The sequence below is a fragment of the Microbulbifer mixtoriginis (SeqCode) genome (genome assembly GCF_052466715.1).
In genome coordinates this window covers 904,371-917,315 of record NZ_CP174288.1, presented here as the reverse complement: position 1 = coordinate 917,315, position 12,945 = coordinate 904,371, and the positions used below count along the sequence as shown (strand labels likewise).

Here is a 12,945-nt window from a genome sequence, read left to right as displayed (position 1 = left end):
CACTATTTCTCGTTACTCAGATACTTTTCTCGTACTTGATTAATCATGCCACCAGCCTCTAGCACTTCGATTTCATCTGCTGACAAGTCACTGCGCAGATTAATACTCTCGCCGGATGACTTAATCAAAAGCTTTACAGAATTGTTTGATTTCAGTTGTGCTATTGGCTTGTCAATCTCAAGGATTGAATCCTGCTCCAGTCGGTCGTAATCATCGAAGCTCTCAAAAAGTAGTGGCAGAACACCAAAGTTAATGAGATTGCGGCGATGGATACGAGCCATGCTTTTTGCAATTATGCACCTTACCCCAAGAAATCGTGATGATACCGCTGCATGTTCACGGCTGGAGCCTTGCCCATAATTTTCACCACCAACAACAAAACAGTCACCATTCAATTTTATCGCCCGCTGGTAAAAGTTTTCATCAATACGGGAAAATGTATAGCGACTAATGGCGGGGATATTTGAGCGTAAAGGTAAAATCTCCGCTCCAGCAGGCAGTATTTCATCTGTCGAAACGTTGTCACCCGCTTTCAGTAATAGCGGACCCGTTAAGGTGTTTGGAAGCTTTTCAAAGTTTGGCAACGGTTTGATATTCGGACCTTTAATCAGCTCAACGGCTACAGGGATTTCTTGGGGTGGCTGAAGTAAAGGTCTTATATCTGGCAGATATTCCGGCTCACTAAAGCTGGGATAGTCCATGTCCAGATCACGAGGATCGGTGATCACGCCCTTCAGTGCACTGGCAGTGGCGGTTTCAGGGCTGCATAAATAGACTTGGTCATCTGCTGTGCCGGATCGACCGGGGAAATTACGTGGCACAGTACGTAGGCTGATACGGCCAGTGGCCGGAGCCTGCCCCATACCAATACAACCGCCACAACCTGTTTGGTGCAAGCGCGCACCCACTTCAAGTAGTTTTGTGAGATCGCCACTCCGGCTAAGCTCCTCTAGCAATTGGCGCGAGGTTGGGTTGATATCAAAAGAGACATCGTCGGCTAATCGACGACCTGCGACAATACGCGCTGGTATGGCGAAATCCCTCAGCCCAGGGTTAGCAGAAGAGCCAATATAGCTCTGGTAAATAGGGCGACCAGCCACTTCACGTACGGTTACCACTTTGTCTGGACTGGATGGGCAGGCGATCAGCGGCTCAAGATCAGATAAATTAATGGTGTCCTCTTCGTCATAGCTTGCACCCTCATCGGCTTTCATTTCTACATAATCGCTTTCCCGATGCTGTTGCTTGAGGAAGGCCTTCACAGCGTGATCGGCAGGAAAGACACTGGCCGTGGTACCCATCTCCTGCCCCATATTGGCGATTACATGGCGGTCCATAGCAGTAAGATTGGTGAGGCCTGGGCCGTGGTACTCGACAATTTTATTCACACACCCTTTGACCGTTTGCCGACGCAACATTTCCAGGATGATGTCTTTGGCACTGACCCATGGCGGCAATTCACCCTCAAGCTTTACGCCGAGCACTTTCGGCATTTTCAGCGCGAAGGGAACGCCAGCTATAGCCATGGCCACCTGTAGACCACCAGCACCAATGGCCAGCATACCCATAGAGCCGGCTGCACAGGTATGGCTATCGGCGCCAAGTAACGTCTTTCCGGGAACATCAAAGCAAGCCATATGTACCGGGTGGCTTACACCGTTTCCAGGACGTGAAAACCAAAGTCCAAACTTGCGACAGGCGCTTTGCAGGAACAAGTGATCATCCGCATTTTTGAAGTCCGTCTGTAGAAGGTTGTGGTCTACATACTGGGCGGAAAGCTCAGTTTTGATTTGTGATAAACCAAGCGCCTCTAGCTCTAACATCACCAGAGTGCCGGTACCATCCTGAGCCAGTGTCTGGTCAATCTTTATCTCTATTGGGCTACCGGGTTCCAATGAACCGCTCACGAGATGACTCTTAATCAGTTTCTGTGCGAGGTTCATAGCCATAATGGGTACTCTTGAGCAAATTTCCTTAATCTGAGAAGCTCCACTTTCGGCGCCTCTTGAACCTGATTCATTGTAGTCCGGGTCAAGATAGTTACTATGTGTGTCTAAGTGCCCTTCTGTATTGGCATGATTAATTAAGCGCCGGGCCGACAACCTAAGATCCTAGACAATTCGAAAACACGCTAGCCTCAATATGCCATTAAAAATGGCCTTCTCTTTTTCCTTTTGACAAACCAGTGATCAAACCCAACAAAACTCACGCCCAGTGCTTATGTGAATTTTCTTTAAAATTAACTTATTCATTTTATGAATACGGCCGTACTGCTCAACATGTATTTTTTAATACCAGAAACTTATTTTTACATGCATTAATCACCGCTCACATTGAAGGCATTAACCATTGAGCCTAGTGCTATCTTTCTACAATTGCACTCAATGAATGAATCCAGGGAGAGTTAACAGTGGCGATCCGAATCCTATCTATTGATGGAGGGGGAATAAGAGGTATACTGTCCGGTGAAATATTGGTCTCTCTTGAACATAAGCTAAAAGTGCAATCAGGCAACCCCGACGCCAGAATAGGAGATTTTTTTGACCTCATTGCAGGAACAAGCACTGGCGCCGTATTAGGCGCGGCCTATATTTTCCCTAATGAAGAGGGAAGGCCAAAATTTTCAGCCCAGGAAGCCGTTAATATTTATTTTAAAGAAGGAGACAAGGTATTTAATGGTGGAATCTGGCCTTACCTGGACAAGCTGAGACTACTCAAGGAAGAAAAATACTCTACACATGAACTAGAAAAGATATTGAAGAAATATTTTGGGAAAACAAAGCTTAGTGAACTATTAAAACCCACCTGTTTTATTTCCTATGACATTAAAAAGCGCGAGCAAGTTATCTTTAGGCAACACTGCGCATTAGTGAGAAATGAAGACTTTCTAGTTAGAGATTTACTACGAGGCAGCACCGCCGCACCAACCTACTTTGAACCCGCACGTATTTACTCACTATCGCCAATTAACAAAAAATATATCCTGGTAGACGGTGGTATGGTTGCCAGTGACCCCGCTTTATGTGCTTACTCAGAAGCCATTAAGTTTAGCGGTGTGAGTGGGATCAAGGATATGATTATTGTGTCTCTTGGTACTGGTAAGCAGCTAACAAGTTACAAATACAAAGAAACGAAAAATTGGGGTATTTTCAACTGGGCAAGGCCAGCTATAGATATTGCATTAAGTGGCGGAGCTCAAATGACCCATTATTACCTGAAACAAATTTCATCAACCGTAGAAAACACAAAGTACTACCGAATTCAGCCAGATCTCTATGATGCGAATTCTGCATTAGATGATGCATCTCCCAAAAATTTGAAAAAACTGAAGAAGTCTGGTGAAAGAAATGCAAAGTACTATGATAAGTTATTAGATGACATTGCTCGGACACTGACAAATACACAAGATAACCATCAATATGTGCAAAGATACTGATACCTATCAATACCAAATTAGCTATATTAACAATTAATCATTCAAGCATCTCGCCAAACAGAGACCACACATTAAAAACTTTCTATAGAGTTTACCAATACTCAAACCATATCTGTTCTTGAGCTTTCATACGGTATTTTTAATTGAAATAATACCAGAAACAATCGGTAGCAACACTAAGCTTGTTAAGCTCATATGATCCTTTGTTCAGGCCTCACATAAAACAATGTTTATTAACTTTTCTACTCGATCTCCGGTATTACTCTCTCCATATTCAATATGCCTTTCACAGCATAGAACCCTAAAGCCAGTTTCAATTAATTGAGTTCGAATATCGCTTTCATCAAAAAGCTGAAACCCAAACGATGTAAATGATAAATTCTGCATAAAGGACTTATCACCAAAAGCTAAGCAAAACTTTCCTTCAGGCACCAATACTCTGCGTATTTCAGACAAATGCGTTTTGATAGATTCCCAAAAGTAGATAGTGTGGACAGTAATCGCCTTCTCGAATTGACTGTCAGCAAACGGTAATCTCTCCGATGTTCCAACTTTAAAGTCCATCTGTCCCGATTCAATGTGTTTAGAGTTGAGAGTTTTCGCGCTCGAAACCATTTCACTAGACCAATCAATTCCGGTATAGCGAATGCTGGAACCCTTTCGAAGTACATCGACTGCAAATTTACCATTGCCAGGCCCAATCTCAAGAATATGGTCATGATCCACCACACGAAGTAATTCTAGTGCGGCCAGGTTCGTTGCTTTATTAGCCTTATTCATCTGCAGTGCAGTATCTGAAGCTAAGGCGCCAGATGGCTTCCTTAGTTGTTCGGCAACTAGTTGAGGATTTTTAGACATTGTATCTCCATTTAGTATTCATCATAAAATGTATATTAATATCCAAAATATATTATTTATGATACTTACAAATTGACATTCATTCAGAGATTAAAAATAGTCCTCTCGAGGTGGTTTTGCCTTAGTGTTTAGCCGCCACAAATAAATTACTATCTTTTACTACTTAGCTTATAAAGCTCATCATTAAATTTAGCAAAATACACCCAAAACAACCAAATACTTTTATAGAAAACCCTAGAGTGCAAGATAGATTACCCTAAGCAATTTCAATATATAACGTTAAGCGGGATCATCAGGAAATTTTAAATGTCGATTAAAATAAAGACTAAAGGTATTACTCCTGCATACGCCATAGCTCAGCAAAAGTACGTACATATACAACTATGTAGCGGTGGGTAGATAGCAGCTAATGCTCATTCGGATTCTCAAAAACCAGCCCCTATCAATTAAACTACTAGATACCGGCATAATCCTTAAAGAGAATCTAGCATGCTAAATGGCGCTATGCTTGTCTGGTTTATTTTCGCGGCTATAAGTGTGGTCTTTGTCGTTTGGGATTCTATCACCAACGCACCGACCAGCTGGGTACAGCGCATGGCGTGGATACTGGTTGTTGTATATACAGGTGTTGTTGGGTTGATTCTGTATTTACTGACTTGCCGGCGCCCCTTTCCCGGTGGCCACGATGCATTTACGCGCGCCACTTGGAAACAGAGTGTCAATAGTGAGATGCACTGCCTGGCCGGTGATGCCACCGGTATTGTTATTGCCGCATCCATTGTACCCTTCTTTGGACTCACCAATGGCTGGGATGCCACCATTGAGTATATTGCTGGCTTCATTTGCGGGCTGTTCATTTTTCAGGCGTTGATGATGCTGGGTATGTACCAGGGCAACTATTTGAAAGCGGTGCGCAAGACATTTTTTGCTGAAACGGTTTCTATGAATATGGTAATGGGGGGAATGATTCCTACCATGGTGATACTGGCTTCACTATGGCCAGAATCGGAAGATCCCACCAATGCCACATTTTGGTTTCGAATGAGCCTTGCAAGCATTGTCGGTGGCTTTATCGCTTATCCCATCAACTACTGGCTGGTAAAAAACCACCTAAAACACGGATGCATGACCCTACCAGGACTGGATGGCCCTGCGCCCTGTCTAGGGTTCTGTTCACCGGAAACTGATCCTGATATCAAGAATAGCCAGCCAATCCCTTCATCCACCCATGATTCACAATCCGAACATGAGGGGCATACCATGACAATGCAAACATTGCCTTTTATTGCATCCAGTTTTTGGGTAGTGGGAACTTTTCTGTTTCTCTTATTTGCGATACTAGTGACTAATCAGTTTGTGCCGTTGAAGTTTTGACTGTTTATTTAATAATCAGTCTCGAAAAGATCAGCAAGTAAGATTGAATTATCCTCTGATTCGAGGATTAATGGTAGGATTCTGCTCATTCATCAGTGTCCTCTGGAAGCTAAGAACCGTTCGCTTTAAGCAATAAGGCTCATTTCCTTGACCTGATTTTAAGTATAAATTGCCTTGTAAAGGCTTATCATTGTACTTAATTACGGCTCGCCTTAAATGCTATTTATAGCATTTCAAACTTGCCCGTAGCAGCGAAATAAATTCTAAAACCTATGGGTTTTCCTCTGCTGATTAAAGGAATACAGCAAATCTATGAATAGCCGTTTACTTAATCTTGATGCACTGCGGGGGCTTGCAGCAATTCTTGTTGTTTGGCAACACAGTAGTGAAGTTTTTATTCGTAATTCCAGTATCGCCCAACATGGCACCGAGCTGGCTGAGTTTGTGAACCAACTAGATTTTGGCCGAATAGGAGTAATCTGTTTCTTTTTAATTTCGGGCTTTGTTATTCCTTTTAGCCTCTCTAGTGCTCAAAGCTCTTTAAAGAACTTTGCCATTCGTCGTTTCTTCCGCCTGTATCCAGCCTACTGGACATCGCTATTTATGGCACTTGGCCTAACTTGGCTTATCAGCGACTGGATGTATCCTGCAGCCACTATTGCCGCAAACACAACTATGCTACAGGGGTTAATGGGGTTTGATAATGTGCAAGGGCTTTACTGGACCTTGACAGTTGAATTAATTTTTTACTGCTTATGTGCATTGATTTTTGCCAAACGGCAACTTGCTAACCCTCGGGTCCTACTACTCTTCTGTTGGGGAGGGTTGTCCCTATTTATAGGTTGGCAATTATTAGAACAATTACCCATTAAGCTGCCAGAGATGGCTCCCACCATTACTTATATTCCTTTCTGTATCGCCATTATGTTCTGCGGAACCTTGATCCGACATAGTTATGTGCGTAAGAAAAACTACTGGTATGCCATTCTCGCAGTAGCAGGCACCTTCTCTATTCCGCTGATGGTTTTGTTTCTTTATTTCCTCGGTAAACCGGTCACCGAAGATCCTTTGCGCTTTGCCCTACCGCATCTCATTGCTTTGGCTATTTTCTTTGTAGTTCTGCTAGTACCCTTTAGGCCATGGCGCAGTCTGGTAGCATTGGGAACCATCAGTTATTCCGTTTATCTATTCCACCCCATTGTGATGCGTGGGCTGAATTGGACCATACAGCAGTCGTGGGCACAGTCATTTTCTGCTTATTCTGTAGAGGTCTATATGTTGGCCACGACTCTTGTAAGTATTGCCCTGGGAACTTTGGTGTACAAGCTGATTGAGAAGCCGGCTATCAATATGGGTCGCCACTTAAGCAGAAACACAGAAAATAAAGAGATGGCCATTGCCTAAGAGGAAGCTGCCACCAGTTAGTGTTTTTTAACTTGAGGGTATTGAGAAATGCCTGGATAAACGTGTTTTACCCAGGCATGTATGCATCAGAGCAGTGAGCCAATAAAATTTACCTGCCACCACTCCTTATTAAGTGAACTTACTACTGTGCCCAGAGAAGGCTGGCAGCAATCGACCACATCATAATACCCACCAATACATCCAGTACTCGCCAGGTTTTTGGGTTCTTAAACAGCGGCTGCATCATACTGCCACCAACCGATAGCAGCGCGAACCAAAGTACCGAAGCACTGCAGGCACCAATCACAAAGAATAAAGTACCTTCCCCTGCGTACTGGGCACCGACCGAGCCAATCAGGACAACCGTATCCACATAGGCATGGGGGTTTAACAGGGTAAGCGCCACAGCGGTAATCAGGGCAGAGCGCCTGGATTTAACCCACTCTTTCTTATCCTCTAGCCCCTTATTGGTAAAAGCTGAACGAAACGCCATAGCACCATAGCCAATCAGGAAGGCCACGCCCAACCAGGTCAACCAGACCATCCAGTTTCCTTCTGCTTGGGCCAAGTGTGATACCAGGTAGACACCACTGGTGATCAGGACAATATCCATCAGAACACACAACGCAGCGATACTGTAGTGATACTGACGGCGAATACTCTGCGTCAATAGATAAGCATTCTGCGCGCCAATTGCCATGATCAAGCTGATAGTAGTGATAAAGCCCTTAGTCAGAGGGGCTAGCAGCAAACCCGAAATCACGTTGCCTCCTATGGTCATTGGGGTCTGCCCGCGGTGTGCGGGTCGGAAAGTGGCGGGAGATTAAGAGGCGAGCTAGAATAAGTAAATTTAATTATATTGATACCTCATAAGAATATCTTATGTTAGATCTCAAACAGCTTCAGGCCTTTGCTTTCGTGGTAGAGGAGCAGAGTTTTGACAAGGCCGCCGCTTTGCTTCACGTCAGTCAATCTGCAGTATCTCAGCGAATCAAAGCGCTTGAGGGACAAGTCGGGCAGGCCCTACTCATCCGATCAACACCACTGCGCCCTACTGAGGCCGGTCTTAAAGTGCTGGGTTATTTCCAACAGATGCACCTTTTGCAACACGAGCTGCTAGCAGACATAGACCCGGAGGGCAGCAAAACCCGTTATAGCAACCAAAATAAGGTGCGTATCGCTCTTAACTCGGACAGCCTGGATACTTGGTTCCTTAAAGCCGTTACCCCCATCATTCGTTCCCATCACCTACTTGTTGACTTGAAGGTCGATGACCAGGAAGCCACCTTAGAGTTGCTCAAGAACGGAGAAGTCATTGGCTGTATTAGTTCGGTAACCAGTAACCTACAGGGCTGCCAGTCCATTCTATTGGGACACATGGCTTACTACCCGGTATGCACTCCGGCTTTTAAGGCACACTACTTCTCGGACCCAGTCGATGTGGATGAATTTCGCTATGCCCCTGCAGTTGAATTCAACTATAAGGACCAGCTGCAAAGCCGATACTTAAAGCAGTTTTGGGGAATAGAGGCCGGCCAATACCCGTCTCACGAAATCCCCTCCTCTAAGGGATTCCTCAATTTTCTAACATTGGGCTTGGGCTGGGGAATGGCACCAGATATACAAGTGGAGGATTTGTTAAGACAAGAGAAACTGATCAAGCTGACTCCAGATCAGCATCTGAAAATCCCCTTGTACTGGCATGTTTGGAATTTGAAATCCAAGTTAATTAAAGAAATCACGCATACTTTGGCTGAGTATGCCCATAAAGCATTGCACCAGTAAGCAGCACTGGTGCAAATAAATACTTGACCTCAGCTACGCCTCATCTCACTACCTGTTTCAAAACACCGAAGTAGTTACTAGCCAGCTCAACATCATCGTAATAACCACGATCCTTTAGCAACTTATGCAACGCCCTGAGGTTATATGTGGGCACCGCCATGAAGGCATGGTGTTCACAGTGGTAACTCAAACCTTCTGTGGGACTGACAAACAGAAGCCCTAAAATACCCCTAGGCACCGAACGCGTATTGTATTTTGGTTCCAAGTGGTAAAGATCTTTGACCCCAGCGTGTTCGGCGATCTGACGCATCCGAATAATAGCCATATACACAGTAAGATAAGCCACAATCCACAATAGATATAACTGCGGGACACCAAAAGCCCACAGTATGGCAAACATTACACTATTAACGAATAAACCTCGGGTTAACTGAAAATTCACTCGCTTTTTACGGCTTAGTAAGTCTCGCCCACTCAAAAATAAATATAAATTCGCTTTTAAACCAGTTAACCCCAAAAAATCTCTGGAAAACTTCCTAACCAAACTCTTTTTACTGACAGGATAATCCTTATAGTTTTGTAGGTCTGGATCTTGATCTGTACCGGCTTTGCGGTGATGCATCATATGACTTTTTATATAGGTTTCTCCATCCATTAACAAAAACGGTGAAGACAACCACTTACAAACAAAATTGTTATAGGCTCGAGTTGCGAAAAGTGTTTTATGACCAGTTTCGTGCATAATGGCTGCCAGGGCCTGCTGCCGTCCAGCAAGTAAAAATACTGCAACAATATAAATTGCCCAGTGTGGCAATAACGCTGCTATGGTAAAAATTCCCATAATACCGAGCCAAGTACTGACCACTATCCACCAGGCCTTGGCATCACTGCGCTGTAGGAACGGCTTAACCTCTTCTTTACTAAGGGGGATATTCATTGCAAGTCACCATTTTGTGATTATGTGTCAACGCCTAACTGCTGCAATTGTTCCAACCAAATATTGCGACCTGTACGGTCATACTTACGTACAATACTTTTAAGTTCCTGGTATTTATTTTGTGGCCTGATTACTTTTGGTAGTAAAGGGTCAGTCGCTAAACGATGGATAGCCTCGCCACCCAAGCGGCATGTTTCAGATAACGAAGCTTTGGCAGGCTTTGATGCCAGGTTTGTAAGACTGCTCTCAAGAGCATCTATCAAGGCATCATACTCTCGATCTAAACGTTCAATATCCCACAAATCGTCTCCCCATTGATTAACCAGTGTGTCCGATACATCCTGCAAGACAAAGCAGTGCGCATTGGTTTCGAGACCTAGTGTAATCAGCATGTCGGTTATTTTTGCATGACTCAGTGTGAGATTATTGGGTCGCACCAGCAGGTGATCCAGACCTTCGGCAAATCCATACCACTCAAGTACCATTAATGATTTCTTACGAACTGCACGTGCTGCTCTTTTAGGTAAGTGGCAGGCTATCCACCTAAAATCCCAGTTATCGTATAGAAAGGTTTTGTTTTTCCAACGGTTTATAAAAGCGCGTTTGGACAGTGCTTTTTCTGTCAAACTGTAGATACCACGCCGATTTTGAGTGATCAGGCCGGTGCCCACCAATCTATTAAGTGTCACCCGTAAATTATTTGTGGAAACATCAAATGCATCAGATATAAAACCCAGCTGATTGGTTGCCAGTTCATGTCGCTTATTAACACCCATCAAATCCAATAGAATATTTTTGGGGGTAGGCTCATAGGTAAACTGATACATAGTGAATATTACGTCATTAGTCTTGAGATACCTTTTGTGTAATATTACAGAACCAGACCCAACACACAACACTTTGTAATTTTGATTTTAGAAAAAGTCATTTAAATCAACATAAACATTACCTGGAGATTACTACAGGTATTCAGATCGCACTCTCACTTATTGCCACCTAATAGCATTGCGATTAATAAAACACCCTAAACATACCCATAGGATGACACATTTCCCCACACCCTACTTAGACAAGCACTATACAAATCGCTTACCACTACTAAACTCCTTTAATTGTTGATCTAATGTACACAAAAAGAGGCCACCCATATAAACGACCAACCAAATAAAATATATTGACCAATAAATTAGCACCTCCAAAAATGGCAAGGTTAAAATTAACCTACAGAAGATCTGGAGCAACTTTCATTGAAAACCGACTGAAACTTTTACTGAGTGATCGCTATTAGTCCATATTTGTTTTAATCGCAGCTACAACTCACCTTGAGATTCCGGCCCAACAGCCTCAAGAGAAATCCGGGCTACTTAAAGTAAGTTTACTCTAGAGCACCATTCAATAAATATCATGCTGCTTCACTTTCCACTATTACAAAAAATCAAGCATCAAGATTAAAAAACGAAAAATAAATAAATTTTTCACTAATTAATTTACCTTCTCAACAGTCCATAAACCATCAATCATATTGCAATAAAATACATGTCACGCTTCACAGAATAACGGAAATGCCTCTCTATAATTCGCTCGATTTTATAAAAGTACAACGTGTAAAGTGGGTCTGATATGAATGATTCCTTCAAACTAATAACAGCTATCTGTTTATCCGCCCTCCTGGCTGCCTGTTCAGGTGGCGGGGGTGGTTCCGACAATGACAATAAAGGCACTCCTGAGGTTAGTGATGATGGAGGGATGAACCAAAATCCCAGTCCTGATCCCGACCCTGATCCCGACCCTGATCCCGATCCCGACCCTGATCCCGATCCCGACCCTGATCCCGATCCCGATCCCGGTCCCGGTCCCGGTGAAGATGGTTCCTTTGAACTCTCTTTGGAACAAAAACGTATCATGTTAGACACTCATAATGAGTACCGGGAGAGATGCGCGAAGGGTGAATCTGGAGAAGGTAACGGCCCAGAATCTGCCGGTAATATGCAGACCCTTTTTTGGGATGATGCTTTGGCAAAAATGGCCAAAGAAAGAGCATCAGCCTGCTATTTTGGTCACTTAAATGAGGCAACCGGTATTAGAGAGGCATTTGAAAAAGTTAAAGGTGAAGTATCTTTTGTATTGCCCGCTGGTAGTATTGAAATCGGAGAAAATGTTTCAATTAATATTTTTAATCCACCGGCATCGCAGTATGCTGCCGAGACCTGGGCCGGCTCAGTTAAATCTTGGTATGATGAAAGCTATGGGTATGACTGGGATAATGAATTCTGTCATGCGGAAACATGTGGCCATTGGGCCCAGGTATGCCATGGAGAAACCCGTTATGTTGGCTGTGCTGTAGCGGAATGCGATAGCATTATTGGCTCTAGTAACCCTGCCTATAACGATGGCGCACATGTGGTGGTATGTAATTACTTCCCCTCATTAGATAAGAGCCGACGTATTCCTTTCACCAACGGCTGGGGATATGAAACCTGTAGAACGTGCCAAAACTACGACCTTCCCTACTGTGTTGATAACATGTGTACAGGAGGGATAGCCAAAGATTGGAATGCCTCAGAAAAAAGAAACAAGAATGTAGATCAGTGTACCGATGGCTTGGGCAGAGATATAGTACCTTGTAGCTTTTACGATAATGAGGGTGTTCCCCCCCCAGGTAACAGGGTTCAAATATAAATACTCTGAAGGAAAAGTAATATTAACATGGAATGAAGCCATTAAAAATGGTGGCACACATCACTATAAGATTTTCCGCGATGAGGAGTTTGTAGGTAAAACTCGCCACTTGACCTACAGTGACTCTGATTTAGGTCAGGAAAAAAATTATAGATATAAAATAATTGCTGTGGATCATGCTGATCAAAGAAGTCAGCCAGCATTTCTGGATATAATTATTGATTAAGTTTACAAGGTCCTAATATAGCACTTGATGAATCAAGGGACCAAGAAGGTTATTAGGGTCTACCTACTTCAATTATCGTAGATAGAATAATGAGTGTAGGCAGGCCCTAGTAAGAGTCTCAAGAGTTGTTCTTCGTAATAAAAATTGCAGCCAATATAAATTGGCTCAATGCGTACCTTGATGATATGACTTATTAACTCACCGATCTCTAACTACTAATAACTATTTTATCTGTCATAGAGGACC

General features: G+C 43.4%; 11 protein-coding genes. 6 read left to right on the top strand and 5 right to left on the bottom strand.

Annotated features, from left to right (window positions below):
* Positions 1-2 precede the first annotated feature (2 nt).
* Positions 3-1,949, bottom strand: a complete 1,947-nt coding sequence (locus ACJJH9_RS04050) for an aconitate hydratase (protein WP_444924402.1) — start codon at positions 1,947-1,949, stop codon at positions 3-5.
* Between the two features lie 461 nt (positions 1,950-2,410).
* Here ACJJH9_RS04050 and ACJJH9_RS04045 point away from each other — a divergent pair, with 461 nt between their 5' ends.
* On the top strand, positions 2,411-3,436 hold the full coding sequence (locus ACJJH9_RS04045) for a patatin-like phospholipase family protein (RefSeq protein ID WP_444924401.1): 1,026 nt from the start codon (positions 2,411-2,413) through the stop codon (positions 3,434-3,436).
* A gap of 207 nt (positions 3,437-3,643) precedes the next feature.
* Here ACJJH9_RS04045 and ACJJH9_RS04040 read toward each other — a convergent pair whose 3' ends face one another.
* Complete coding sequence (locus tag ACJJH9_RS04040; RefSeq protein WP_444924400.1) at positions 3,644-4,294, bottom strand: class I SAM-dependent methyltransferase; 651 nt, start codon at positions 4,292-4,294, stop codon at positions 3,644-3,646.
* A 489-nt stretch (positions 4,295-4,783) separates the two neighbouring features.
* On the opposite strand from ACJJH9_RS04040, the gene ACJJH9_RS04035 reads away from it, so the two are divergent.
* Positions 4,784-5,668 carry a DUF4396 domain-containing protein gene (locus ACJJH9_RS04035; RefSeq protein WP_444924399.1) on the top strand — a complete coding sequence of 295 codons (885 nt, stop codon included), beginning with the start codon at positions 4,784-4,786 and terminating at the stop codon, positions 5,666-5,668.
* A 312-nt stretch (positions 5,669-5,980) separates the two neighbouring features.
* Complete coding sequence (locus ACJJH9_RS04030) at positions 5,981-7,072, top strand: acyltransferase family protein (protein ID WP_444924398.1); 1,092 nt, start codon at positions 5,981-5,983, stop codon at positions 7,070-7,072.
* A gap of 142 nt (positions 7,073-7,214) precedes the next feature.
* Here ACJJH9_RS04030 and ACJJH9_RS04025 read toward each other — a convergent pair whose 3' ends face one another.
* A complete protein-coding gene (locus ACJJH9_RS04025) occupies positions 7,215-7,835 on the bottom strand; it encodes a LysE/ArgO family amino acid transporter (RefSeq protein ID WP_444908945.1) in 621 nt (206 codons plus the stop codon).
* A gap of 119 nt (positions 7,836-7,954) precedes the next feature.
* On the opposite strand from ACJJH9_RS04025, the gene ACJJH9_RS04020 reads away from it, so the two are divergent.
* The gene (locus ACJJH9_RS04020) at positions 7,955-8,857 is read left to right on the top strand and encodes a LysR family transcriptional regulator ArgP (protein WP_444885796.1); all 903 of its coding nucleotides are present in this window, start codon (positions 7,955-7,957) and stop codon (positions 8,855-8,857) included.
* A 40-nt stretch (positions 8,858-8,897) separates the two neighbouring features.
* Here ACJJH9_RS04020 and ACJJH9_RS04015 read toward each other — a convergent pair whose 3' ends face one another.
* Positions 8,898-9,794: a fatty acid desaturase family protein gene (locus ACJJH9_RS04015; protein ID WP_444924397.1), complete on the bottom strand. Its 897-nt coding sequence runs from the start codon at positions 9,792-9,794 to the stop codon at positions 8,898-8,900.
* A gap of 20 nt (positions 9,795-9,814) precedes the next feature.
* The gene (locus ACJJH9_RS04010; protein ID WP_444924396.1) at positions 9,815-10,621 is read right to left on the bottom strand and encodes a hypothetical protein; all 807 of its coding nucleotides are present in this window, start codon (positions 10,619-10,621) and stop codon (positions 9,815-9,817) included.
* Positions 10,622-11,414: 793 nt separating this feature from the next.
* On the opposite strand from ACJJH9_RS04010, the gene ACJJH9_RS04005 reads away from it, so the two are divergent.
* Together ACJJH9_RS04005 and ACJJH9_RS04000 are read left to right on the top strand one after the other, a co-directional pair.
* On the top strand, positions 11,415-12,473 hold the full coding sequence (locus tag ACJJH9_RS04005; protein ID WP_444924395.1) for a CAP domain-containing protein: 1,059 nt from the start codon (positions 11,415-11,417) through the stop codon (positions 12,471-12,473).
* The gene (locus ACJJH9_RS04000) at positions 12,439-12,699 is read left to right on the top strand and encodes a hypothetical protein (RefSeq protein WP_444924394.1); all 261 of its coding nucleotides are present in this window, start codon (positions 12,439-12,441) and stop codon (positions 12,697-12,699) included. The genes ACJJH9_RS04005 and ACJJH9_RS04000 overlap by 35 nt, the downstream gene beginning before the upstream one ends.
* The last annotated feature ends 246 nt before the right edge of the window (positions 12,700-12,945 follow it).

What these genes read in the sequence shown, in the direction of transcription:
- ACJJH9_RS04050 (WP_444924402.1), bottom strand. Translation starts at nt 1,949, where the DNA reads ATGGCTATGAACCTCGCACAGAAACTGATTAAGAGTCATCTCGTGAGC.
- ACJJH9_RS04040 (WP_444924400.1), bottom strand. Translation starts at nt 4,294, where the DNA reads ATGTCTAAAAATCCTCAACTAGTTGCCGAACAACTAAGGAAGCCATCT.
- ACJJH9_RS04035 (WP_444924399.1), top strand. Translation starts at nt 4,784, where the DNA reads ATGCTAAATGGCGCTATGCTTGTCTGGTTTATTTTCGCGGCTATAAGT.
- ACJJH9_RS04030 (WP_444924398.1), top strand. Translation starts at nt 5,981, where the DNA reads ATGAATAGCCGTTTACTTAATCTTGATGCACTGCGGGGGCTTGCAGCA.
- ACJJH9_RS04020 (WP_444885796.1), top strand. Translation starts at nt 7,955, where the DNA reads ATGTTAGATCTCAAACAGCTTCAGGCCTTTGCTTTCGTGGTAGAGGAG.
- ACJJH9_RS04015 (WP_444924397.1), bottom strand. Translation starts at nt 9,794, where the DNA reads ATGAATATCCCCCTTAGTAAAGAAGAGGTTAAGCCGTTCCTACAGCGC.
- ACJJH9_RS04010 (WP_444924396.1), bottom strand. Translation starts at nt 10,621, where the DNA reads ATGTATCAGTTTACCTATGAGCCTACCCCCAAAAATATTCTATTGGAT.
- ACJJH9_RS04005 (WP_444924395.1), top strand. Translation starts at nt 11,415, where the DNA reads ATGAATGATTCCTTCAAACTAATAACAGCTATCTGTTTATCCGCCCTC.